This is a genomic window from Zooshikella ganghwensis DSM 15267 (genome assembly GCF_000428585.1).
GTDB classification, from domain to species: Bacteria; Pseudomonadota; Gammaproteobacteria; order Pseudomonadales; family Zooshikellaceae; genus Zooshikella; species Zooshikella ganghwensis.
This window is the reverse complement of record NZ_AUAF01000034.1, coordinates 1-26,134: the sequence shown is the minus strand read 5'-3', so window position 1 is coordinate 26,134 and position 26,134 is coordinate 1. Positions and strand designations below refer to the sequence as shown.

Annotated in this window: 17 protein-coding genes; 8 read left to right on the top strand and 9 right to left on the bottom strand. The window is 39.4% G+C overall.

Going from position 1 to position 26,134, the window contains the following annotated elements; all coding sequences use genetic code 11:
• Nucleotides 1–25 precede the first annotated feature (25 nt).
• The gene (locus tag F607_RS0109905; protein ID WP_211233621.1) at nt 26–1,465 is read right to left on the bottom strand and encodes an alanine/glycine:cation symporter family protein; all 1,440 of its coding nucleotides are present in this window, start codon (nt 1,463–1,465) and stop codon (nt 26–28) included.
• Between the two features lie 797 nt (nt 1,466–2,262).
• Between F607_RS0109905 and F607_RS32740 the strand changes: the two genes are divergently transcribed.
• Nucleotides 2,263–3,297: a DUF4062 domain-containing protein gene (locus tag F607_RS32740; protein WP_051311256.1), complete on the top strand. Its 1,035-nt coding sequence runs from the start codon at nt 2,263–2,265 to the stop codon at nt 3,295–3,297.
• Nucleotides 3,298–3,391: 94 nt separating this feature from the next.
• On the opposite strand, the gene F607_RS0109890 is transcribed toward F607_RS32740, so the two are convergent.
• Both F607_RS0109890 and F607_RS0109885 read right to left on the bottom strand, forming a co-directional pair.
• Nucleotides 3,392–5,302: an MFS transporter gene (locus tag F607_RS0109890; RefSeq protein WP_027707968.1), complete on the bottom strand. Its 1,911-nt coding sequence runs from the start codon at nt 5,300–5,302 to the stop codon at nt 3,392–3,394.
• 3 nt (nt 5,303–5,305) lie between these two features.
• On the bottom strand, nt 5,306–5,908 hold the full coding sequence (locus F607_RS0109885; RefSeq protein ID WP_027707967.1) for a TetR/AcrR family transcriptional regulator: 603 nt from the start codon (nt 5,906–5,908) through the stop codon (nt 5,306–5,308).
• Between the two features lie 392 nt (nt 5,909–6,300).
• Here F607_RS0109885 and F607_RS0109880 point away from each other — a divergent pair, with 392 nt between their 5' ends.
• The gene (locus tag F607_RS0109880; RefSeq protein ID WP_027707966.1) at nt 6,301–7,287 is read left to right on the top strand and encodes an SAM-dependent methyltransferase; all 987 of its coding nucleotides are present in this window, start codon (nt 6,301–6,303) and stop codon (nt 7,285–7,287) included.
• Between the two features lie 328 nt (nt 7,288–7,615).
• Here the strand turns inward: F607_RS0109880 and F607_RS0109875 are convergent, their stop codons facing one another.
• The 3 genes from F607_RS0109875 to F607_RS0109865 all read right to left on the bottom strand — a co-directional run bounded on the left by F607_RS0109875 (nt 7,616) and on the right by F607_RS0109865 (nt 16,200).
• Nucleotides 7,616–7,999 carry a hypothetical protein gene (locus F607_RS0109875; protein WP_027707965.1) on the bottom strand — a complete coding sequence of 128 codons (384 nt, stop codon included), beginning with the start codon at nt 7,997–7,999 and terminating at the stop codon, nt 7,616–7,618.
• 124 nt (nt 8,000–8,123) lie between these two features.
• Nucleotides 8,124–14,615, bottom strand: coding sequence for an AvrE-family type 3 secretion system effector (locus F607_RS0109870; RefSeq protein WP_027707964.1), 6,492 nt, complete (start codon nt 14,613–14,615; stop codon nt 8,124–8,126).
• Between the two features lie 1,114 nt (nt 14,616–15,729).
• A complete protein-coding gene (locus F607_RS0109865) occupies nt 15,730–16,200 on the bottom strand; it encodes an FKBP-type peptidyl-prolyl cis-trans isomerase (protein ID WP_027707963.1) in 471 nt (156 codons plus the stop codon).
• A gap of 536 nt (nt 16,201–16,736) precedes the next feature.
• Here F607_RS0109865 and fabG point away from each other — a divergent pair.
• From fabG to F607_RS0109850, 3 genes are all read left to right on the top strand, one after another.
• Nucleotides 16,737–17,498, top strand: coding sequence for a 3-oxoacyl-ACP reductase FabG (gene fabG / locus F607_RS0109860; protein WP_027707962.1), 762 nt, complete (start codon nt 16,737–16,739; stop codon nt 17,496–17,498).
• A 208-nt stretch (nt 17,499–17,706) separates the two neighbouring features.
• Entirely contained in the window at nt 17,707–18,465 is a 759-nt protein-coding gene (locus F607_RS0109855; protein WP_027707961.1) for a substrate-binding periplasmic protein, read from the top strand.
• Between the two features lie 10 nt (nt 18,466–18,475).
• Nucleotides 18,476–19,291 carry a substrate-binding periplasmic protein gene (locus tag F607_RS0109850; protein ID WP_027707960.1) on the top strand — a complete coding sequence of 272 codons (816 nt, stop codon included), beginning with the start codon at nt 18,476–18,478 and terminating at the stop codon, nt 19,289–19,291.
• Between the two features lie 13 nt (nt 19,292–19,304).
• Here F607_RS0109850 and can read toward each other — a convergent pair whose 3' ends face one another.
• Both can and F607_RS0109835 read right to left on the bottom strand, forming a co-directional pair.
• Nucleotides 19,305–19,964 carry a carbonate dehydratase gene (gene can / locus F607_RS0109845; RefSeq protein WP_027707959.1) on the bottom strand — a complete coding sequence of 220 codons (660 nt, stop codon included), beginning with the start codon at nt 19,962–19,964 and terminating at the stop codon, nt 19,305–19,307.
• A 325-nt stretch (nt 19,965–20,289) separates the two neighbouring features.
• Entirely contained in the window at nt 20,290–20,790 is a 501-nt protein-coding gene (locus F607_RS0109835; protein ID WP_027707958.1) for a DUF2059 domain-containing protein, read from the bottom strand.
• A gap of 518 nt (nt 20,791–21,308) precedes the next feature.
• Between F607_RS0109835 and mtgA the strand changes: the two genes are divergently transcribed.
• Complete coding sequence (gene mtgA, locus F607_RS0109830) at nt 21,309–22,052, top strand: monofunctional biosynthetic peptidoglycan transglycosylase (RefSeq protein WP_230400386.1); 744 nt, start codon at nt 21,309–21,311, stop codon at nt 22,050–22,052.
• 643 nt (nt 22,053–22,695) lie between these two features.
• The gene (locus tag F607_RS0109825) at nt 22,696–23,562 is read left to right on the top strand and encodes a helix-hairpin-helix domain-containing protein (protein ID WP_027707956.1); all 867 of its coding nucleotides are present in this window, start codon (nt 22,696–22,698) and stop codon (nt 23,560–23,562) included.
• A gap of 105 nt (nt 23,563–23,667) precedes the next feature.
• Here the strand turns inward: F607_RS0109825 and F607_RS0109820 are convergent, their stop codons facing one another.
• Nucleotides 23,668–24,378: an HD domain-containing protein gene (locus tag F607_RS0109820; RefSeq protein ID WP_027707955.1), complete on the bottom strand. Its 711-nt coding sequence runs from the start codon at nt 24,376–24,378 to the stop codon at nt 23,668–23,670.
• Between the two features lie 159 nt (nt 24,379–24,537).
• Here F607_RS0109820 and F607_RS0109815 point away from each other — a divergent pair, with 159 nt between their 5' ends.
• Entirely contained in the window at nt 24,538–25,764 is a 1,227-nt protein-coding gene (locus F607_RS0109815; RefSeq protein ID WP_027707954.1) for an RtcB family protein, read from the top strand.
• Nucleotides 25,765–26,134: the final 370 nt, after the last annotated feature.

Here is a 26,134-nt window from a genome sequence, read left to right as displayed (position 1 = left end):
ACTTTTTTATATGCAATGATACTTGTTATTTACTCGTATCATCCCATACATCTTTATCCATTGTTTTATCAAGGAATGGGAATTTTTTCCGATCAAAAACAGGCTCGACCCCCATTTTTACTTGCTCTTTAAAGTCCTTAACGACTTTAAGCACAATGCCAGATAGCAGGAGAAGAGTAACTAAGTTCACCAGTGCCATTGCGCTCATTGAAACATCCGCAAAAGAGAACAGGACAGGTAGTTCAGCAACAGGGCCGACAATGAGGATGGCCAATACCAGCAAGCGATAAAACATCAAAAGCAGCTTATTTTGCTTCATTAACATCAAGTTTGTTTCACCGTAGTAATAATTAGTGATGATTGATGTAAATGCGAAAAGTAAGATAGCTATTGCCACAAAAATAGGGCCGAAGTCACCAACGTGGGTATGTAAGGCAGACTGTGTTAACGTGATACCCTCCATTTGAGAAGAAGGATCCAGTTGGCCTGAAAGCAAAATGATGAAAGCAGTTGCACTACAGATAATGATGGTATCTACAAATACACCAACCATGGAGATTAGGCCTTGAGTAGCTGGGTGGTGTGGATACGGGGTAGCAGTAGCAGCTGCGTTGGGGGCACTACCCAAGCCAGCCTCATTAGAGAATAATCCACGCTGGACGCCTTGCTGGATAGCTGACTTGACGGCATAGCCCATTCCGCCACCAATGGCACTTTCTAAACCAAATGCATGGCTGATGATTAACGAAAAGACTTTAGGCAGCTCTGCCGCGTTAAATGCAACAACGCCCAATGCTACGACAATGTAGGCTAAAGCCATAAAAGGCACAACGACTTCAGCAAAACGAGCAATAGAGCGAATACCTCCAAAGATAATCATTGAGGCAACGACTGCAATAACAAGCCCCATGTATTTTTGGTCAATATTGAAGGCTGTTTCAACTGCTTCTGCAATGGACTTTGATTGAATCGCGTTGAATGCAAAACCAAAAGTAATAACAAGGCAAATTGAGAAAATAATACTTAACCAGCGTTGACCAAGCCCCTTTTCTATATAGTAGGCAGGACCTCCGCGGTAGGTACCATCATGATCATTGGTTTTATAAATTTGAGCTAATGTATTCTCGATACAGCTAGTGGCCATACCAAGTAAAGCAATTAACCACATCCAGAAGATGGCGCCAGGTCCACCCACCGATAATGCTGCGGCCACACCCGCTAAATTCCCAGTACCAACACGTGCCGCAAGGCTGGTGCAGAATGCCTGAAAAGATGAAATATGGTCGCGATCAACTTGGCGGCTTTTTACCAATGACTTAGCTGCGTAGCCAAATAAGCGAAACTGTATAAATCCTGAGCGTAGTGTAAATAATATCCCCGCACCAATAAGCACATAGATCAATATGTTGCCTGAAATAAAGCTATTTGCTGCGTTAAGCAGCGATGTGATAGCAGTTGTATCCATAGAAATACCTTTGGTTGTTACTGTTATATTCTCGCCTTCTCATCAATGCTGAAAAATCAACCTGGCTGAAGCATAATGCTCAAAGTACTGATTTAAAGCAGTATTTGTACGTAGTGACAATGAAGGGGAAATGTGACTACAGAGGCTAGGTTGTTGATTTTTTGACAAATATTCAGGGAATTAGCTTGCCAGGAAATTTCTACAGATTGCTGTGGCTGTTCACACTTCCAGGCCTTATATTATGAAGCATGTAATAATAAGTGCGGTTGTACCGATTTCTCTTGTTGGCAAACATAGCGATGATCAAAATTTAATCATTCAATGAGGTTTGTCATATTTTTGTAACGTAATCCTCCTGTTTCTGTTATGGCACAAATTTATTAAAATAACCTGACTGTTCAATATTGTACTCTAGTAGCTTTAATGCAAAAAGCATGATGTTACAATCATTTTATATAATTATATGGAATAAAAAAAAGATCGTATGCACTTTTTGTAGCTGTAACACTGTTGAAGCCAAGGTTTTCGGTCTGCAGTGAACAAGTGAAGGCTGCATTCGGGGTGGTATGTTGTTCCTTCAAGGCATGATATAAAGGAATAAAAGAAAAAATCATGCACAGAAATGCATAATAAGCTGACTGTTTTAGTTTCATATGAATGAAAGGGAGTAGTTATGGGTCTAATACCTTAGCCAATAAGTCAGTAACGTTTTCAGGGCTTTATCGCTATACTTGTTTAACACTGGCAAAAATGCTGACTTTTTAGGTTTTTTTTGCCGTTAGTATGTTGTAGACGGAATGTCGTTATTGAAACGCTATCAAATATTTATTAGCTCCACATATCGTGACTTGGTTGAGGAACGCCAAGCGTTAGTCAATGCCTTGCTTTGTCTGGGGTGCATACCTGTGGGGCCTGAGTTTCTTCCTGGGTTTAGAAATCCTGATCAGGATAATTGGCCTCATGTCCGACGTGCAATTGACCAGAGTGATTATATTGTTTTGGTTTCTGGGGGCCGTTATGGCTCTTTAACGCGAAGTGGTATTAGCTATCTTCACCGAGAATATACTTATGCACATACGCTGCGTAAGCCAATTTTATGCCTGGTAAGAGATTTAAAAGCACCATTAGCAGCGAACAAAAAAGAAGTAACCGCTGAAGGGGTTGCGCGTTTGCGTGTTTTTAGAGAGTCTTTGCAGAAGCACAATAATTATTCTTGGGATACCTCGGAGACATTAGTTTCTCTTTTAAGGCAGCACTTGCCTGCGTTTATAGAGCAAACACCTGCACCTGGGTGGATAAGGGCTGCTGATGTTAGTGAAATCCAAACAGAGAAGCAGGTAGATTTACGAAAGCAGTTAGCGGATTTGCAAGAAGTGAAACATGCTCTTCAGCATTTATCACCTTCTCAATCAAATTCAATTAATGCCTTGCAGGAACTTGTTGAGCTTTCATTTGCGTGCAATATCTATATCGAAGGAAACTGTAAACTTATTACTTCTAAAGCAACGTTAATATGGCAGGATGTTTTTAATGCATTTGCTATAGATTTAGATAACAGTGCTTCAGAAGATAAGATTAAAGAGTCATTAGCTCAGTTTTTGGCAGAGCGTTATACTCGCCATATCCATGAAGCTTATGAAGATGCTCATGCGGTCAGTAGCTTCCAGTTTACGGATACCTCACTGCGTATGATTCGATTGCATTTACGGCGAATGGGTTTGATTCGGAAAGACACTCTTCACTCTAATCGCAGTCGAGCTGTTTGGCAGTTAACGCCTTTAGGACGAAAAGTGCTTGAGGGTCTTCGGCAACATACTGCAGTTAATAATTAGTAATCTCAGTGGAAGACAACAGCTTTTGTACACTGACTGCAGTATGTTTTCGTTAGTATGATTAATGGTTTTTTTGTGTAGCAATTGTTGTTTCTTAAGCGTTCTCTCCTCTAAGCTGTGCTACTTCTTGATATAATTTTTCAGCACTAGCTTCTTCTGCGGGAATAGGGTGTCCAGTAACAAGTCTGATTTTGGACCAAAAGCGTCTAGGTCGTTTAGCCATGGCTGGGCCACCGTGATGACTGAAAAAGCTACCCCACAAGCCTTGCAGTGCCATAGGAACCACAGGAACAGGTGTGCGACTGAGAATTTTTTCAATACCCCGTTTAAAGGGGTTAATTTCACCTGTTTTAGTTAATTTACCTTCTGGAAAAATACAAACTACATTGCCTTGTTCAAGCTCTTCGGCAATTCGGTCAAAAGCATGATTAAAGCTGGTAGGATGTTTGGCTTTAGCGGTGATGGGAATGGCCTTAGCCACTCTAAAAATGAAGTTAAGCACTGGTAAGTCGTAAATAGGTTTGTCCATTACAAAACGAATAGGCCGACGACATGCACCAGCAATCAGTAAAGCGTCTACATAGCTAACATGGTTACAGACGATAACGGCAGGTCCTGTTTCAGGTATTCGATCCAGGTTAAGCGATTTGACGCGGTACATTGAATGACTGAGCAAGTAAATCAAAAAGCGCATAGTAAACTCTGGGACTACGGAGAATACATAAATTGCAACTAAACCATTGGAAAGCGCTAAAATTAAGAAAAACTGTGGGATGCTGAGTTTAAGTAAACCCATTGAGATGATGGCGCAAATGCCACTTACCAACATAAATAATGCATTTAAAATATTGTTTGCGGCAATGACTCGAGCACGATAGGCTTCATTAGTTCTCGACTGTATCATTGCATATAGTGGAACAATAAATAATCCCCCAAAAAAGCCAATCAGAGCTAAATCAATAAGTACTCTTAAGTTAGCTGAAATACTAAAAAAGCTAATAATGGTAATTTCTTCTAGATTATGTGGGGGAAGGGCGTAGCTAGCCAGAAATAAGTCAATACCAAAGATGGTTAAGCCTATACTGCCAAGTGGCACAATACCTAACTCAATTTTGTGGCCTGACAGTCGATCACAGCTAAGTGAGCCTAAAGCAATGCCAATTGAAAACGAGGCAAGTAAGCAGGTCCAAATGTTGGGGTTACCGTTGATCACGAAACTTGTAAAATTTGGTAGTTGCGTTAGATACGCTATACCTAAAAACCAAAACCAACTAATTGCTAAAATAGATAAATATACGGCTCTAGTCTCTCTTGCGTAGCGGAGTGTACGGAATGTCTGGGTAATTGGATTCCAGTTAATATGAAGGTCAGGCACGCTTGATGGTGCAGGAGGAATGCGTTTGCTACTTAGATAGCCAAAAGTTGCAAGACCAATAATAAAACAGGAAATCCAAGTGGTGGCAGAGGGAAGCTCTGTGAGTAAGCCGCCTAAAATTGTGCCTAGTAAAATAGCAATAAAAGTACCTAATTCAACCCATGCATTGCCAGCAACCAGTTCGGTTTCTTTTAAATGTTGAGGGATAATGGCGTATTTAACGGGACCAAAAAAGCTCGATTGGGTACCCATTAAAAACAGTACAGCTAACAAACCAATCAGGCTATTAAAGTAAAAAGCCACCGCGGCGAGCGACATAATGATAACTTCACTAAACTTAACAATTCTAATTAACTGAGACTTTTCATATTTATCAGCAAGTTGACCTGCCGTTGCTGAAAAAATAAACAATGGCAAAATAAAAAGTACTGCTGCTAGGTTGATCAGAATATCTTTGTTGTCTGCGAAAGGTAGGCTGCTTTCGAAACGAGTTAATTGAAACCCAATTAACAAAGCAAGAGAGTTTCGAAAGACATTATCGTTAAATGCCCCTAGAAACTGGGTAATAAAAAAAGGTAAAAAACGTTTACTTTTTATAAGGGCTGTCTGTTTCGCAGAGTTAGAGCTCATTGCTTATGCTCCTGACCAGGTTAATACCAGCTGATGAACAAGGTTTGTTAATAGCGTTTCCACATCAGTGATACCTTCAATAAATAACTTATTATTAAGGCTAAGTGTCGTCATTCCATGCACACCGCTCCATAAAATACGGGCATTTTTTTGAATAGATTGCGGGGATGTTTCCGGGGACAAGCGAGCCAGCTCGTATTCTAACAAATGAAAGATTCGGTCAATATTGGCTTGTTGCCACTGAGGGAGTGGTTCATTTTCAGGAAGTCTAAGTGAAAAGACCAGATTCCAGTGATTTGGCTCTTGTAGGGCAAACTGGTGATAGCTTAAAGCCATGAGTGTTAGGTTATGTTCAGCGGTATTAGAGTCTGATATGCCTCTCTGGCAGTGTAAAAACATGCGATCCATGGTTCTGGCGTTGACATGCAATAGCATATCGGCTTGATGTTTAAATACCGTGTATAAAGTACCTACAGTATACCCGATGGCTTTAGCCACCATGCGCGTACTAATTGCTTCATGATTGTGCTCATAAAGTAAGGCTTCCAATGCTTGAAGTGAAAGCTGTTGAATTTCGTCTTTAGTGTGCTGGTTACGCCTTGCCATATTAAACAGTGTTCAATTAAAGGGTGAAAGTAAACAATTAAACAGTGTTCAGAATGATAGCATATTTTAAACAATGTTCAATTAAAAATTATCTGCGGATGGAGTGCTACACTAACATAGACGTATGTGTGTCCTTTGAACCTATGGGGTTAAGCGGGTTAGCAGGGTTGTCGCGCAAAGGCCTTTGCAGCTACATACAACAAAGGTTACTCAGTTTTAGTCTATGTTTGATAGGATAAAATTATAAAAGGCATAGTATTTATAACTTAAACCTTTAATGTAGATGGTATAGCAACCTGTGTTGATGCAAGAAGGATTCAATAGCACAAGAGCAGTCACCAAATGACTTGTGTATAAAATGGATAGTCCAGTTTAAATAGAATAAGGACATCATGTTTATTTTAGGATTAATAATTGGGGTGGTTTTGACTTGGCTTGTCATGTCGGGGATGGCAGGCTTTTTCATCAGCGTATGTCGTGGCTCGATCAATGAGCAGCGCGTAAATGGAGAATTTTTTACCCCTGAGCAATGGTTACTTAATACATCATCTGCGCCCTTGTTCACTTGGTGTAATTTTGGCTATTGGCGAAATGTCAATAACTATGTGCAAGCATGTATGAATCTTGCTGGGCTTGTTGCAGATGAGGTCCAACTTGTTCCCAAAGATCACTTGTTTGATGCGGGTTTTCGTTCTCCTGACCAGTTGCTGGTATGGGCTGACTTGTATCAGGTTGATGCTATAAAAGCCTGTGGTTTGAATATTTGGCGTTTACAATTAGCTCGTGAACGTTGCCAAGCTTATCCCCAAGTAGAGCTGCTCTCTGGTAACTATATGCAGCTGACACAACAGGAAGATAAAAGCATTGATAAAATTGTAGCGTTAGATTGCATCTATTTTTTTTCAGATAAGCAAGCTTTTTTTGATAATGCAAGCCGTGTCTTACAGCCTAAAGGCTTAATAGGGATTACCGATATATTGCTAACTCAACCATTTAATGTGCCTTGGCAAGCTTGGCTGTTTAATCGTTTTTTAGCGATTTGTAAGATCCCAGAAGAAAATATTATTCCTGAAGCAGCCTACAAGCAGAAACTTGATAAAGCTGGTTTCAGGTTAATCAGCTGTAAGGATATTACGACAGATGTCTTAGGGGGATTTTGTGACTGGGTTCAACAACAAACAAATACATTAAAAGCATCTATCGCTATGAACGTCAGGTTGCGTCTAAAAATTTTAGAATGGATTTTGCGCTGGTTAATTCAGAATAATATTATCCAGTATGTAATAATTGCAGCGGAGTTAAAAGCAGCTGATGGGGAGCAAGATGAGGATAAGGTTAATAACATTGTTACAGAAATAGTTACAGAAGATGATGCTTGAGTAGCGCTTCCTTACTGCAAACTGTTTGACATATACCCAATACGAATGGTTTTTAGGTGCGGCTATCGAGTGACGAAGTCCCATGAGCCTATATTAATAGGTGATTGGGGTGAGGAGAGAAGATAACAAAACCTAGAAATCATTCGTGAAGGGTATACCTTCTCCTGCACTTATTTATTAATGCCAATACTATGAGCAGTAGAGACCAAAGGTGGTCTTCTACTGTAGGAAGAACAAATTAATCTATTCGATGTTTCGGCGCAAACTCTAACCATCGCAAACTATTTTTATATGTAATTTTCCTCAAGGTTATGTCGCGAGGTGGTTTTTAGCCAATAGCAAAGGTGTTGATTGCCATAAGTGGTATTCTTAATAGACGAGGCACGTCGGTATCTACTTGACTTAAATAATGAACTTGGTTCAAGTGAAGGTAATGCGGGGCAATATGATGTTGGCGTTGATAGCTTGCTGATGCTTTAACTGATTTAAAAAACTCTTCCGTTGTCTCTGCTTTGCCGCTTAGGTCGAGAGTGACATGGTTTAGAAAACTATTTTCCAGTTCTTTTAAGTAATCTTGAAAGCTTATAGCCTGGCCCTTGATTAATAGCCCATTAATGCTGACTGTTATATTAAGGCGCATATCCTTTTGAATAAAGTTTTCAACAATTTGTAGTAAAAGTGGATCAGCCTGAATGGTAGGTTGTAGTTCCATATTAGCTCATTCCTTGATTTCGCTATTTTTAGTGATATTCAAATAGTGTTAACAGGCCCTAGTTAACTTCTGTGTTGAAAAAGGTATCCAAATAAACAATAGTCATTTGGATACCTGTAAAGTATTACCTGTTAGCAGTAAGTATATTGTCAGTATTGAGCCTGCTGTAAATACTCGTCAATGTATCATATGCTGATGACTCTTCAGGCATATGACTCATTGATTGGACTAACTGTTCTAGCTGCCTTGTACCCAGTTGGTCGCCATTTCCTGTAGTAATTGTAATGTGCTGATTGTTTTCCTTCTCCGCCCAGTCTTTAACAATAAGCGTCTGTTGTTTACTTTGATTTAATAACACTAAATCATCATTGACTAAGTAGCCTTCTAGCTGCTCTTGTTGGAGTGACTGCCATTTAATAGCGTCTTGTTGTTTGTCAGTAGCCGAATTATCGACTACCACAACAGAGCTTTTTTCACTCATTTCAACTGTATCTTGTCCCTTACCAAGGGTTAAGTATGTAAGCTGTTGATCAACAACAATGTGATCATTTCCATCACCTAAAGTGATAAAGACTTGATCGGCTAACATGCCCATCGACGATGAAAATGTTTGATGATTATTATTCCAGCTTAGCTGATGTGTTGACAGGTTTACAGAATAATTAACATTGGCCGTGTTTAGCTGTAAATAGTTTAGTCTCAATGTGCCTTCATTATTAATTTGATAATAGTGGTTTCCAAATGATGCTTGTTCTGAGTCAGTGATTTTAACAGCAAGATGCTGATTTTCACTATTTAAGCGCCATTCTCGCAAAATAATCTGAGTGTTTTGATAATGCAGTTTTAAGTGCTTATTGGAAAATGACGTTGTTAAAGAGTGAGAACCACTGGTTAATTCAAGTATATCGGAAAGCCCATCGTCAGCTTTGTTATTGATAAAAACCTGCTGTTGGTTTCCATTGACTTGGTATAAATCCCGACCGTTCCCGCCAATGAGTCGACCACCATTTTCACCTGCATTTAATATATCATCACCAGCCCCACCAAATATTCTGTCAAAACCTGCTCCACCTACTAACCAGTTATCTTGTTCATTTCCACGAATTTCATCATTGCCTTTACTACCTTGAACTAAGTTAATCTGACTACTGAGTAAGCTGCTCACCTGTTTTCCAGAAGTAAGCTGTTGTTCTACCAAACCTGTGCGTAAATTAATGTTATACCCTGTTAGTTCCTGATGATCACTGAGTTGTACTTGATTTACGGTAAGAGGCTTGTTTTCCTCCAATGCTGAAAAGTAATAACGATTACCCTGTAAGTCCATTAATGATAAATGTTGCCAGGCACGTCCTTCATAATAATTCTCAACCGTTGCGATAGCTTGGTATTGGGATGTATCTCCCAGCTGAGCTTTTATAGTTACAAGATGAGGATCTCGGCCTGCTATTGCTGCAGGTTGCTCAATAGTTTGATCAATAGCAGTTAACAGTGCCTGGCTAATATTTACGGAGGGTAAACGTTGAGTAAGTAGTTTTTGCCACGCAGTATAATAGCTTGCTTGCTCATTGTTTTGATTTTTGACACGTTGTAATTGTTGCCATAACTGTTGCCAGCGTAATGATGATTGCTGAGTTTGAACCACTAAATTTTTATCTTGCTGTATAAGCTCCAGATTATAAATATTGGTAACTATAAAGTCTTCAGCAGGGTTAACAGGTAATGAAGTATTGGGTTTTTTGATATGATGATCTGCATGCCAGCGTGACTGTGTTGCAAGGGTATTTAATGAGTCATCATCAAGATAGGAAATACCGCGTTCTCTAAGACGCATTCCTGATGCATAATAATCGTCGTATAACTCCTGCCAGTTCTTTTGGTAGTGATTATCATAGTTATTAATGAGGTTGCCAGACTCAGTACCTTCAATATCATCAGCTTGAACTAAGTAAGAGTCATGGCCTTGACCACCTTTAAGCTGGTTATTTCCTTTACCGCCTGCCAGTGTATCATCGCCAGCCAGACCTTCTAATATATCATCTCCCTCAAAGCCGGTAAGTGCATTATTTAAGTCATTACCTTTTATTTGGTCATTTTTTTCTGAACCTAGCACGTGTTCAATTTGGCTGATTTGAAAATTATAGGTGGCAGGGGTATCACCGGTACCTTTTGCTAAATCAATTGTTATACCATGACTGTAGCGTGAGGGACGATGACTAAAGTAACTGCGGAATGAGATTGTATCTTCACCCTTGCCGCCGTTAAATGTTGATTTTCCGTCATCTGCATTACCTTCGCCATGACGCCATCCATTAAATTCAAAAAAATCACTTTGATTACCACCGGTTAAATGTTTTCTACCCCAGCCATTTATTTGAAAAATATTTTTACGATTTAAATCTCCATTTGCAGCATCGTAGCCTTTTCCTAGCATAAATAAGGTAGTACCAGTACTGCTCAAGTTTGCCTTTTCCATGACTAATGCTGCTTTAGGCTTGTGACCAAATACGAGACCTTCATTATTGTTAGGTACATGCCGTAAATATTCCTGATACTCAGCACTTGATAAGTTGTGATAGTCATGGCGATCTGCTTGAGCAATATATTTACCATAGCTGGTTTCGACATGTCCTTCGCTGTAGACCAACTTATCAATTCCAGAGCGGCTTAATTGCTCAAATTGCTTACTCATTTGGTCTTGATACGCTTTGAAAACCTGATTACGAACAGCCTTATTTTGGATATCTTCAGGTACAGGGAAACCAAAGAATGTTGCAGCACCAGCTCGCCATAAATCACCCTCGCTGATACCCGCCTCGCGTAATTGTTGGGTAACACGAACTGCATTATATATTCCTTGGGCGATACCTATGGCCAGTCCAATAGCTGCACCTATGGGTCCCGCAGCAGCAGTGACTAATGATGCTAAACCTGTAGCAATTGCCACTAAACTGCTGGCGATAGCTAATGATCCATTGACGATGGCATCAACTCTGGCTTGACCTGTAGTTCTACTTGCTTCATTGAAGGAGTCAACAGCACTCCAAGCAGATAACCCGGCGCCAACAAAACTGGTAAAAGCACCCGCTTTGCCTGCTGAGTTAGCTAGCCGTTGAGATAAATGCTGCATATGTCGGCTATTGGCAATAAGGTCAAGAGACAAGTCTAGCGTATCAAAGCCTGTAGCAAGTCCTCCTTTAACTGCATTTTTGACATCGCCACGATTAATGGCGTCCTGTATTTGGTAAATTGCCCCTGGTAATTGTGCTAATTGTAAGCCCATATTGAATTTGCCGATGGTTCGAGCACTTTTCATGAGCTTTGAGTGAGAAGGTGTGTCTGGATCAGCCCTTGTCTGCTGTAATGATTCTGTTAAGTCAGACAGGAGTTTAGGATCTGCGATATGGCGTTTATTATTTAAGTTATTGATAGCACGGGTTAAGTTGGTGGCGGATAACTCATTTAAATCACCCGATAGTTGATAACCGGTAAGAACGCCATCTTGATAATTAAATTCTACTTTGCCTAATTGCCTTTTTACGCCAAATGAAGCAGTACTTTTATATTTAGCGCCGACAAATACATCAAAGGATGTTTGATTTTGAGTTGCTGCAGCCACTTCCATCGACTGAATACGATAATTGCTTTCTTGGCTGATAATTTTTGTTAATTCATCACCAAAATTTTCATTCATTTGTGACTCATTATTAAGTAATAAGTCTTGAAGTTTAACTCTAGCGTCATCTGTTAGGCTCAGTTTAATTTTTAACTCTGTTCCTTCAGAAGCCTGTAATGCTGCAACAATAACACGAAACTTTGCATCGTCTTTTATTAGCTGCTGTAAACCGTGTACATGGCTTTCACTATTGGGAAAAAGCTGGCGCCAAAAAGAGGGTTGATCAATACGATTTAAATTGGAGTATGTTTTACTATAACTGACTTTACTTAGTTGGCTATAACCCTTGTCAGCAAGGGTTTGCTGTTGAATTAGTAGATTAAGCTCATTAAGCTGGCTACGTAATTGAGGTGCGATATTATCAGTTGCTAACAGTTGGTCAATTCCCTTTTGCAGTTTGGGAATAAGAATACTCACTTCATCACTGGAGTGAACGCTTTCAAGCAGTATTAAATGATTGTGTAATGAACTATTGAGCTGACTTTGGCGTTGGGTAAGTAGTTTGGTTGCTGTTTCTGACCATTTTTCCAGCTCGACCGAGTCTGCTTTAACAAAGCTCCAGTCGTATTTTTTGCCACTCTTATTATCAATACCTGCTTCAATGGCTATGTCTGTTTTAGATATACCTCCACCACCAACAGGGTCTGCTTCTGGCCCGCCACGGATTACTGTGCCAACACCTATTTCAGCCTTTGCTTTATTAACAACATTAAGACTGTTATTCGAGTGACTATGACTGTTTTCTCCTGTTGACGTTGTCGTGCTTGACCATTCCTTAGTGCCAGATAACACATTAACCATAATTCGAGCACGTCCGCGAAAACGCAACATTTGGCTTATACTGTCAACTGGCAGCAAAGTCTTGTTATCAACATTTAGGTCGGTGCCAGCGCCTACATCGGCATCGAAAGCCAGCTTTCGGCCACGTTTAAACTCAAGTTTTTGGGCATAGGTCATTAACTCGAGGGGATTTGCATCTTTTTTGGTGAGGAGTTTATAGAACTGGTCGAACTCATCTTCTGATAGTTCAAGATTTGTTTCATTGTTGAACTTGGCCCGGAAGAGAAATTTACCATAAACACCTGGTAATCTTATCCTGGTTTGCCAATCACTACCTTCTGTAGAGGCGCTGTTACCTGTATCGCCATTAATCTCATGTGACATTCCTCGACTGTAGCCTAAAAAGAGAGGAATAGTGCCATCGCGACCAACAATGACGTTGTAGCCCTTGTCGCTTCTGGAAATAATCAGTTGGTAACTGCGGTCCATACCTGAAGCTACCACAGGAATAGGGTCAAGATGATCTGGAACCCCTTTAACAACCAGTCTTGTGCCTAGGCCAAAGCCATAATTCCGCTCCAGGGACATAGACTCTCCTGGTGAAAGATCTTTAACAATCTTGTGGAGTTTTTCGATAGTACTTTTACTATCTGTTGTTTCGAGTGATGTTCCTGCTGCGACATTCACGGCATGGTGAGATTTGTTTAGCACTTTACTAAAGTACTTAAAACTGTCGTAGGCCGCTTCAAGTCGATCAAAGTTAGAAAAACCTAAATCTGCGACTTTTTTAATTGGACTGTTCGTATAATTATTTTTTATTGATTCTAGTCTGGACGAAAATTCAACAGCAGTAATTTTTCTCAGTTGAACCTCTCTAAGTAAGGCGATAACTTGTTGATGCGTATTTAAATCGAGAGAAATGTCAGCATTAATTAGGCTCACATTGTCATACTGATCCCTGTTCAGGAAGTTATTTTTTGAAGAGGGCGTTTTTAAAAAAGTCTCCTTACTAACTAATAACAGAGCAATGCGTTTAACGTTTGTTATTGAGTTTTCTATACCCTGATCGGTAAAAGTTGACCAATAATTATTCCAAATGTGTGTTAAGTTTTCTGTTGTACTGCTAGGGTTTAACGCTGCTGTGATATGTGCTGCTTTGTTGGGCTTGTAGTTTGGGTTAAGAGTTCCAGCTTCTGTTAAGATACCCAGTTTTTTTTCTAAACGAGTCAGCTGCTGCTCAGAGTGACTGTATAATGAGCTTAGGAATTCTTTAGCGTCAGTAACTTGCGTGTTATTTAGTCGGTGGTTATTGGGACGGTCATCACTGCTTAACTGGTTTAATAGTGTATTGATATTAACGCTGCTGGCAGCAGTATGGGACTTATTGGTAAGACTTGCATAGAGCGTTTTAGTCGCTTGATAGAGGTTTGATAATCCTTTTCGTCCGGTCAGTTTGTGTTGCAGAAAATAGGAGAGCGTTTTTATGGGACGGGGGAAGCTATGTGAGGACCAAGGTTTACTGGGATCGATATTAATTAGGTGTGCTTTAAAGTAATTAATTAGAGGAGCAGTGAGGCTTTTAGATGCGTTGTTAGGGAAGGGTGCTGGCCCAGTTAAAACATTGTTAGAGATATCTACACTATTACCTGTTCCAGGAATGCTAACGCTAGTTTCACCTGATTTTAATCGCTGCCAGAGTGCATTGACTGAAGCAAAGGTTTCTGCTGGGTTGGATTTAAATGTCAATAAGTCTGTATAGGTTAAGTCTGTGCGTTGAATAGCTTGATGTAAATTACTGGGAGAATCATTACCTGTTGTTGATTGTGCAACTTGCCAAGTAAGGCTTTGGTCATCCAACTGAAAATGGTGAATATGGTTGTTTGTATCAAGCGCGTAAATTGAGCCGGAATCTTTGGCAAGAATCTGGGAAAATGAATAACTGGATTCTTGTAATATGGTATGTAAGAAGGTGAGGTCTGCAGGGTGTTTTCGTTGGCCATCATGGTAATTGACTAAATGTATTTTTCCGTACTCGTCAAGAATCCATGTAGTGGTGTACTTATCGCTTGCCAGTTGTTGAATAGAAGTAATCTCAGCATTTATTTTAAGATCGGCAGGAACAACAAAATGATCAGGATTAATACTTTTGGCAGACCACGTCATAATTGACCTTTAAGGGTAAATAGTAAGTATAAATAGGCAATTGCAGGGTTGTGCTAAAAAATAAATTCTTTCATGTTTACAGGGTAAACACTTTGCTTAAGGCTTTTTATACACCCTAATTGATGAGTAAAGAGGGGTATTAGCGGTTGTAGAAAAAAATGCATAACTCCTGCTTTCTAATTTTTAATTTTCTATTAATGGTGTGTTAATAATATGGTTTGTTTTTATTGAAATGTATTATGTTGTGCTAGTGTTGCTTAATAAAAAAACGAGTTCCCATAATCAGGGTTTATATTTTATAAAAAATAACAGTTTAGCTATATTCGTGTTAAATAAATTAGGTATCTATGTCTTGCTATAATAACTTTTAACAAACTCTCTGAAGTTTGTAAATTATCTTGTCTCTAGAGTCTCTGTATAGAACAGTTTATAGTAGTTAGTTAATAAGTCAGTAACTGTTGACTAAAACCGTACTACCTTTCTTAAAAAACTTTCTTCATTAAGTGGGTTTTTACATCGCGTTTAGGGAGTTTTTATTCGTGAAACTAAAAGTATAAAAAAAATCACAAAATTTCAATACTTTTTAGTAACTAATGGACTTGTAAATAGAAATGGGCTTAATTGTTAATTAGTACTTCCTTAACTAAATAGATTGATGTATTTAAATAATATGAATAAAAGATGTATAAATTGTAATAAAATTTTGGTATTGGGCTATTTTTAAAAATAGTGATTTTTTATAGGTTTAAAAAAACACTTGGCAGAGTTTTACAGGTTAACCGTATTTAAAGCACACTTTGTCCAAAGAGTGCATAACAGCTGTTGAGCTCATTGTGAGTTATTTTCTTGATGCTTTTGTGGTAAATGGTTAAGTGTACTTTACTCAGGCTGTGGCATGTCAGGCCTTACCTCAAATATCATGATGGTTTATTTTTTTGTGATGAGAGGGCGGTATAAGTAGGTCTGGTTTACAGTGTTTGAGTTGGGAAGGTGAAAGGTTGTTGGAGATTGTTACTGGGAGGAGGGGTAGTCATTAGGCTATTATGTTGTAAGCTTGAAGAGCAGGGTTATACCCATTACAGACACAGCAATGGGTATAGCGCTAGATTAACGACTAGTGGGCATGCCCATGCTCTAGCTCTTCAGCAGCAGCTTCACGTACTTGCGTGATTTCTACTTCAAAGTGAAGTGTCTCACCTGCCAGAGGGTGGTTTGCATCAATTGTGATCTCATCACCATCAACACCTACAACCCGAATGACCTGAACGTTACCATCTGGAGACTGAGCTTGAAACTGCATGCCAGCCTGGATATCTTCAACACCTTCAAACAGTTCTCTGGAAACAGTTTGGATTAGGTCAGAGTGCTTTTCACCATATCCTTCTTCAGGGGCTACTGTTACTTTAAGTTGATCACCTGTTGTTTTACCTACAAGTGCGCTTTCAAGCCCTGGGATAATGTTTCCTGCACCATGGAGGTAAGTCATAGGTGCATCTTGCTCTGAACGATCCAGTACATCACCCTCTGCATTCGTCAGGGTATAGTGGAAGCTGACAACTGTGTTCTTTTCAATCAGTAATGACATAAGTTAGCTTTTAGATTAGTTGGTTAAACATTACCCAGTAAAGTGGAAACGATACCAGATCTGACTCAATCCTTTGGTGCGCCACTCGTTACAGGCAGACACCTAAGGTCTGTGACTATTGACCCACTATACATCTAGTATAGTGACTGAGATGGAACCTGAGATGGTACTGTTATTACTCTCTATATCTATATTCTATAGCAGATAATGCTACCACTATAAAATAAAAGTGATAGCTAAGCCTCTCAGGCTATCTTCTACCGGAATAAAGTAAGGGTACGAAACCACCAACACAAGCACCTAGCCATAGGTACTGACAGTGTACAAACCATCAGGGCGAACAAGCATAACATAGGTTAAATAGTGATTTGCACTACTTTTTCTCAAACTTGAAGAGTGCTCAGTAAGCAGAATTTTCATCGGGTACGGAGTTTGGTATAGCTTATTACCGATAATGTATTACTTGACCTGCTCCCAAAAAATACATCAGTATAAGTATAAATAGCGATGTAGTACTTTAAGAAAAGGGAGTTCTCATGAGTCAGTTTAGTCATCAAGTGGTTGTTGTTACAGGGGGTACCAAGGGGATTGGCAAGGGAATAGTTGATTACTTTGCTGCTGAAAATGCTACTGTTGTTTTTGTCGGCCGAGACCAAACACAAGGTGAGCAGTTAACTGAGTTGTATAAAAAGCAGGGTAAGCAAGTTGTATTTTTTCAAGCTGATCTAACCGAAAAGCAATGTCAACAAGAGCTGGTTGCTTATATCTGCAATACTTATGGCAAGCTTGATGTTTTGTGCTGTTGTGCCGGTATTTACCCGAGTAATACGATGGATAAAATAACGGAGTCAGAGTGGGATACTGTTTTAAATACCAATCTGAAAAGTGTTTTCTTCACAATTAAGGGGTTTTTACCATTATTACAGCAGCAAAAATTTGGAAGAGTGGTATTAATGTCATCAATTACAGGGCCTTTTACAGGATATCCAGGTTGGACACATTACGGAGCCAGTAAAGCGGCAATGCTGGGTTTTATGAGAAGTGCGGCATTGGAGTTGGTATCACATAATGTAACGATTAATGCTGTATTGCCAGGTAATATTATAACGGAAGCTCTTCTGGAACAGGGAAATGATTACATCGAATCTGTAGCACAGGCTATTCCAACAGGCAAGCTTGGCACGCCTTATGATATTGCACGAGCTGTTGCTTTTTTTGCGAGTAAAGATGCTAGTTTTATTACAGGTCAGACATTGGTTGTTGATGGTGGGCAGCTGTTACCAGAGGGTGTTTTGTAAACTTATCTTTATACTCCAAGGGGAGCGATTATTGCTAAAAATTCTTTGCTTACGGGTATATTGACAAAACAACTTTGCCTCCTTGTTTAAAAAATACTGTTTATACATGTAATGTATTCTTGCAGGGAGGTAGCAATGTGTTCTTATCAAATAAAGACTAAAATAAAAACAAGCTAAGTAAATAATTTTTGTATGATTATTTGTTTAAATGATTAGATTTGTTGGCATATTTTTTTTAATTACCTATTCAATTTCGACAATTTCCTGTCCTTTGCAGGATATTACCTTTATTACAGAAGAATACCCTCCACATAGCTATATTGAGCAAAATGTACTGAAAGGTATTGTTGTTGACATTTTGATAGCCGCTTCAACCTCAGTTAATTGTAAAGTTGAACGCTCTGAAATTAGAGTTTTACCCTGGGCAAGGGGGTATAAGCGTGTACTGTCAGAAAAAAATGTTGTGCTTTTTGGAATGAGTAAAACTGTAGAACGTGAAAACCTATTTACGTGGGTCGGACCTATTATGGAGGTTAATAATAGTTTAATTGCTCGTAAAGACAGTAAGCTGCACGTTACTAATGTCGCCGATTTACACAATTTACGAATAGGTGTCGTTCGAGATGATATTGGTGAACGAGTTATCGTTAACTTGGGTATACCAAAGTCAGGGATTTATATCGCAAGCTATCCGCAAAACTTAGCCAAAATGCTTGCACAAAGGCGTATTCACGTATGGTCTTATGATGATATTGTTGGTTACTGGGTGTTAGATAATTTAGGTTATAACTCAAAAGATTTTGAAGTTGTATATGTGGTATCTAAAACGAAAACCCATTTTTCCTTTAATAAACAATCAAACCCAGAAGCAGTAAAGTTATTACAAAAGGGAGTAGATATTATTAAAGGTAAATCAAAAGACGGTATTTATTCGCCACTCGATATTATAATTAAGAAATACTTGTAGGGCGGTTAAAATGAATGATAGTTGTTTTAGTTTTGGATGGCTGGTGTTAACGATAGTCGGTATTGTCGCTTCACTAAGTGTTTCTGCGAACTGTAAAAAGAAAGAATTTATAATGGGGTGGAGCGACGACTATGAGCCGTTGATGTATTACGATGTCAATGAAGAAGTCACTGGACTTGATATCAAGTTTGTTAAAGAAGTGTTTCGTCTGGCGAAGTGTCGATTAATATTTAAGGCACTTCCCTGGAATAGAGTGTTATATGAGATTAAGCATGGCTCAGTAGACCTCACAGCTGCATCTTCATGGGTTGAAGAGCGCAGCCAGTATGCGTATTACTCCGAAGAGTATCGTTGGGAACAGATGAGAATTGTGGTTAGAAAAGGGGAAGTAGTGCGTTGGCCACTGCAAAAATTAAGTGATATTGCTAACTTTGACATGCATCTAACAGGGTTGTTGGGTGCATGGTATGGTACTGAGTTCGATCAAATAGAAAAGAATACAAAGTACAAGTATTTACTTACCCTTGATGCTGAAACGGATAAGCATCTAAATCGATTGGTTAATCGACGCACAGATGGTGTGATTAATGATGTGATTTTTCTTAAGCATCAGGTAGAAAAAATGGGGATAACTGACTCAGTCGATATTCATCCTTATAATGTGCATGATAATCCCCTATTTATCATCTTCAGTCGAGCCAGTGTGTCTGAGTCAGATGTAAAATACTTAAATAAAGTGATTCAACAAGCTAAACAAACAGACTTTTATCATGCACTGTATGACCGGTATACTGCACCGGGGACCCCTAAAGTATCTCAAGAGTAGATCCCATAGAGGTTTAAGACTTTGTTGCAGATCGGTAGCAGGCTTCGATTGCACTATTGTACTCTTGATCTAGCTCATGTTCATGGTTAACGCATACGGATAAATCGGTTAATAAGCCAGTTTGTAGGCTATAAATCCAGCCATGAATGGAAAGCGTTTGGTTTCGTTGCCAGGCTTTTTGTATGACGGGTGTGCGACAAAGGTTGTAGACCTGCTCAATGACATTGAGTTCATAAAGCTTAGCAAGCTGATCTTCTTTGTTAAACGTTGCCAGGTTTTCTTGATGCTTCAAGTGAATATCTCGAATGTGGGCAAGCCAATATGAGACCAAGCCATCTTGTACATTATCGTAAGCAGCTTTTACACCGCCACAGCCGTAATGCCCACAAATAATGATGTGCTTAATCTTTAAAATATTGACGGCATACTCTACAACAGATAAGCAGTTAAGATCGCTTTGTATTACTTGATTAGCGATGTTGCGGTGGACAAATAGCTGGCCTGGCTCCATATCAACAATCTGGTTAGCAGGTACTCGGCTATCTGAGCAGCCAATCCACAGAATTTCAGGTGACTGCTGGGCTGACAAGTTAGCAAAAAAATCTGGACTTTCTTGAGTAACCCGAGCTGCCCATGCTTGGTTCTTTTCAAATAAGGGTTTTAACGTTTTCATACCTATCCGATGTTGTTGCAAGGTAAGCAAATTGCAAGACTACAGTTGCTAGTCGCTTGGCTTGAGACGGTCTTGGTTAAGTCATTTTTTATCAAAAACTTAGTCATGTAGCAAGAAATTGCTGTGATTTAAAGGCATTACTTGTCAATATGTTTCATAAAGTGAACAAGTGTTTTACATGAGTGTTTATCCTGGTCTGCAACACTCATTGGTAAGTATAAACCTTTATCGAAAGTATTGTATGAAGGGATAGGTGGAGAAATAATTTATACCCTTTGACTTAAGGGTATAAACTTATCGTGAGTTTTATAACCGAGTGGTGCGGTTACTTTTTTTCAGTATTTAATGATTTAATGAGATCCATTGATATTTTTTGAATTTGAGGGGTTAGTTTTTTCGCACGTTCTTGAGCTATTTGCATAGACTCTTTGGAAATTGTTGGCATGATATTAATAGTTTTTTGGCCGACAGGTGTTTGATAAAACTTAGTCATTTCTTTTAATTCATTTTCATTGTAATGCTTCATATAGATGTTAACGAAATCTTTTTTGATAGCACTCCAAGTAAGTTCTGACTGAAGAATTGATGTGATTTGGGTAACATGCTTTTCCACTTTAGCTTTAGTAGCAGGATCTTTAGCATATTGAGTTAATTGGGAAGTAAACATTGTTTTATATTGGCTGAACAAAGGTTCATACATGTTTTCCACTTTCATCACTTTCAGTAATTCTTCTGCTGCTGCCTGATGACTTGCAGTATCGGCATGTGCAGGTATGTGTAAGCAAAGTACGGTAGCTAAAAGTGTAAGTTTTAACGTATTTTTCATTATAGGCCTTTCTATTGGTTTAGTGAGTTAGCTTAGTATTATCCCCTATAGCAGTAGTTAACAGCTTTGACTCAGCGGACAGGTTATACCACTGATATGGAGAAAATATGTTCTAGGGTTAGTCACTTCGTCATCGTTGGGGTTTCGCGGAAGTTTTAAAAGTATGATATAACTCATACTTTTTTATATCTGGGTATCTTAGAGGCTGTTAACAGGCCCTGGTGATTGGTTCGTATAATACTGCATTGTAAGCAAAGAAGCTGCTATCCTATACCCTTCACGAATGATTTCTAGGTTTTGTTATCTTCACTCCTCACCCCAATCACCTATTAATATAGGCTCATGGGGCTTCGTCACTCGATGGCCGCACCTAAAAACCATTCGTATTGGGTATATTTGGCGCGAGGACCACTAGGAACTATTTATGTTTTTGTGAGCCCAACAGCTCGCAGGTGAACCAGGAAAATAACCCTTTTGGAGTATTTTTTGTCAACTCCAGACTTAACAGTTTAAGACATATGGTGACTAAAAAAGCTCGGCATAAACGCAAAAAGCAAGGCTTAATGGAGCGTGTAAAGCACTTCATAAAGCGTCTAGTGCTAATCTGGGTTTTCTTTTCGGTATTGTTGGTTTTACTTTTTCGTTGGTTACCCTTACCAACAACGTCATTTATGTTACAACAGCGGTTGTCTGCTCACTCTCCTTGCTCAACTCTTCGTTATCAGTGGGTTCCATGGTCTCAAACATCGAAACACCTTGCCATTGCGGTAATAGCTGCAGAGGATCAAAAGTTTGCAACACACTGGGGCTTAGACTTTGCAGCTCTGCAAAGCGCGTTACAAACCCGTTTAAAGACGGGGAAAATACGTGGTGGTAGCACTATTTCACAGCAGGTGGCAAAGAATGTATTTCTTTGGCCGGCAAAAAACATGTTTAGAAAGTCGTTAGAAGTTTACTTTACTATGCTGATTGAGTTGCTTTGGCCAAAAAAGCGTATTTTAGAGGTGTATTTGAATATTGCTCAGTTTGGTGAATGTACCTACGGTGTAGAGCAAGCAGCACAACAGTACTATCGAATTAAAGCCAGTGAACTGAATGGCTGGCAAGCTGCGCGATTAGCAGCGGTTTTACCGAACCCGGTAATATATAGAGCCGATCGGCCATCCAACTATGTTGTTAAGCGCAGCAACTGGATTAGACGGCAAGTAAAGCAATTAGGTGGTTTTGGTTATTTGTCGAAGTTTGTAGGTTACGAGGATTAATCACTGTATATATCCATGTGACATTATGTTTTATTGTGTATTGTTGTGATATCTATAATGCTTAAGTGCTATTTTTTAGTGTGAGTTGTCTCATAAATATAGTGTTTTTTTGTTTGATTTTTGGTTTCTAACTGGTCAAGGCTTTTTATCATAGAGTACTATTGAATTCTTACCCCGTGTAACTTTATACCCTTCACGAATTATTTTAAGGGTTTGTTGTCGGTGCTCTTCACCTCAGTCACTTATTAATATAAGCGCCTGGGGCTTCATCACTTGACGGCCACCCCAAAAAAACTTCGTACTGGGTATATTTCACTGTAATATATTAAATTTTCAATAGGGACTTGAATTTTATGACACTTGTCATCCACCATAAGCAGTATATGCCGTTGACAAGGTATATTAAAGAAGATGATGAGGCTAAGACTTATACGGTGTGTAATTCATGAACAAAAAGCAAGTATTAATTGTTGCTGATATTTAGTGCCATAAGTGTATCAGTAGTATGTTGCTGGTTTGGAATTGGATGAAGCTAAATTAAGTGTGTGGTTTGGCTGATAAGTAAATACATTTTTTCGAAATGGAAATCATAACCAAGTCATTATTGAAGATACTTTCAGTACGTTTTAATGACGGAGGCTGAATGTTTAAAAAACTTTTTTCATGGTTTAGTGGAAAAGCTAGTGAGGATAACGCTAGCGATAAAGCGAATAATAACGGTCATTCCGATGATCAACAGCACACAACGCTTCAGGCCCAAAATAATCAGGCTAATACTCACTCAGTAACAGATAGAGAGTTTACTGAGGAGACACAAACCAAAGCCTTTGTGAATGAGCCTGATGATAACTCAATACAGTCTGACTCAGTTAATGAGAAATCAAGCGAGTGTGATGAGCAAATTAAGCCGGTTACAGAGACGCAAGAGACATTTGATCAGTCACCAGAAGCACCATTAAGTGTGACGAAAGAAGAGACTTTTGTATTTGCTGCTAACTTAACACTATATACCTCGTTAGATGTGCTTCAACAACATGGTAAACAGATTGCTGAATTGCCTGAAGCGTCGACTTCGAAGAAAGAGGGTGAGTGGTTAAAGGCTGCAGATTTTGCCCTTCGTGTTGACGAAAATGGCATGTTAAAAAGTGATATTGGCTTTGTTAAAGAGGCTGAGTATTTGGCGTTCTTGCTAGCATGTCGAGAAGTTGTTGAGAGTAATTTAGGCTATGAAGAAAAGCTTAAAGATTTGAGCGCCAAGATGGAAGAAAACCCACTTTGGCATAGCTGGGGGCAAAAAAAGCTTAAAAACAAAGAAGACTGGATAAGTGACTTGATTATTAAGGAAGAGACGCGAGTGATTACGGGGTTATCGCTGGCAAATGCTAAAACATTGTTTAATCAAGGTTATACGTCACTAAGTGCGATTGCAGCCGCGCCAGAAGAAGTATTGACTTCACTACCAAGAGTAGGCAAGAAAACGCTTGAAAATATACGTCAGGCGGCTTCTTAGCGCTGTTGGCTTGAAAATATCAGCCCAACGAAGATATTGTTTCCAACAACATTTTATAGCTACCGTAAGGTAGCTTTTTTTTGGAGGAAACTCAGGTGTATTGGGCTAGGCGCCACACTCTTTAAAGCTAGACTCTGTTATAACTTCTCCATTAATTTCCTGCATGATATTTTTTCTGGCCTGTTGCTCCCAGCGTGCTTGTAGTGCTGGTGTAAAGTAGAGGGTTGAACGTGATAGCAGCTTGGAAAGCACTTGGTTTCTTAGGCGTTTATATAAACGATAAGGTATAAAGCGGTGCTCCATGCGTACTTGCTGCTGGTATCGTTGATAAAGCGCTTCAGGTGCTGCAAGAATGGCTAAATCCAGGTCGAGAAATAATTGCTCGTCTTTACTATTTGAGGAGGGCTGGTGATGTATTGTCGAAAGTATCCACTGGCTAATGCATTCTACTTGTGCTGGTGCCACACCCAAATCCAATAACTCATTTTTTGCTTGATTCGCACTCGCTAATTCATTTCTCCGACTAAACCGCTTATACACACTATCATGATAAAAGATGGCCAACATAATTGTTGGTAAGTCATGACTTAAATCGGCAAATCGTTCCGCAAGTGTCATTAAATGTGCAAGATGGTAAATGTTATGGTAATGGCGGTGGGTTTGCTGATATTGGGAAATGAGCTGGGCAAAAACCTTATGCTGAGTTTGGCTGTCACACTGTGCATTCATTGCATAAAGGTATTTTCGCCAGGCTCCATAGAGTTTGCGAATAACAGGGTGATGCAGTAATGGGAAGTGGGTAGTATGGGTAGGCATATGTCACTCACTTATTTGATAATTATCTATCTTTTTTGATAGTCCCCATTGAGCGGCTAACTGCTATCCTATTGAATTTAGTGTAAAAAAATTTTTGGCATGGTCTTTGTTATATATGGTTTACCTTACCTGATTTTGACTAAATGAGATAGCATTCCAATGTGTAGAAAATATGAAGTTGTTCAAGGACAAAAAGGTGTTCCCATTAAAGCTTGGACCCGTGATGTTGCCTTTGAGCAAGCCGCTAAACAACAGTTATTGAATATAGCTCAGTTACCCTTTGTGTATAAATGGCTGGCGGTAATGCCGGATGTCCATTTAGGTAAGGGAGCCACAATAGGTAGTGTGGTACCTACGGTTGACTGTGTGATCCCGGCTGCTGTTGGTGTTGATATAGGCTGTGGAATGATGGCATGTAAGACATCACTCAACGCCAGTGATTTACCTGAACACCTTGGTGGAATTCGAAGTGCAATTGAGCAAGCGGTTCCTCATGGGCGTTCAGCTAGAGCCAGAAAAGGGCGGGATAAAGGTGCCTGGGGTGATATTCCGCAAGATGTTGCTAATGCGTGGCGTGCACTGGCGCCTGTGTTTGATCAGCTGCAGGAAAAGCATACGGTCTTGAAGCAAACCAATAACGTAAATCATCTAGGAACTCTTGGTACAGGAAACCATTTTATAGAAGTCTGTTTAGATGAGCAGAACAGTGTTTGGTTTATGTTACATAGCGGTTCCCGTGGCGTAGGTAACAGAATTGGTACTCACTTTATTGAGCTTGCTAAAAAAGAAATGGAACGCTGGCAAATTCAACTGCCTGATCGTGACTTGGCTTACTTGCCCGAAGGGTCAAATTTATTTACTGACTACATGCAAAGTGTTGAATGGGCACAAAACTATGCTCGTATTAACCGAGAAGTCATGATGCAGCGTGTGATTCAAGCAGTACAAAAAGCACTGAATCGTACCTTTGAGGCGCATGTTGAAGCAGTAAACTGCCATCATAATTACGTAAATCGTGAGCATCACTATGGAAAGGATGTCTGGATTACTCGTAAGGGGGCAGTGAGTGCGAGAGAGGGGCAGTTAGGTATTATCCCAGGAAGTATGGGGGCAAAATCTTTTATCGTAAGAGGTAAAGGAAATCCTGAAAGTTTCAACAGTTGTAGTCATGGTGCTGGACGTGTTATGTCGCGTACTCAAGCGAAGAAAGTAGTTTCACTGGCAGAACACTTGGTGGCAACTCAAGGGGTTGAGTGTCGTAAAGATGAGGCTGTGATTGATGAAACACCAGCTGCTTATAAACCTATTGATAACGTGATGGCTGCTCAGTCAGATTTAATCGAAGTGGTTTATACCTTAAAGCAAATTGTTTGTGTGAAAGGCTAGGTATGGTAGGGTCCAGCCTCACAATGCAAATTGTTTTTAATCAATGATGAGTAAGCGCAGTAATATGCGCTTACTTTATGCGTAATTAACTAGGGGGCACCTCTAAAAATGTTACCAAAATTTCAATATTTTTAGGCAAGATCTTAAATTATCGAAGGTAAATACGACTGCTTATTATTTGACACCAAAATTCACATTTTATGGGCTCTACAGTGCTAATTACTATCCCACAAAAAGAGATAGTTCATACTTTTTTCAAATTGCAGGCGCACTTTTCCTACTTAATGTCACGAACCGCCTCATGTTATAAACTATATTCATCATACCTACTTTCAACTGATTACGTGCAAAGCCTATCACTCGTGAATAA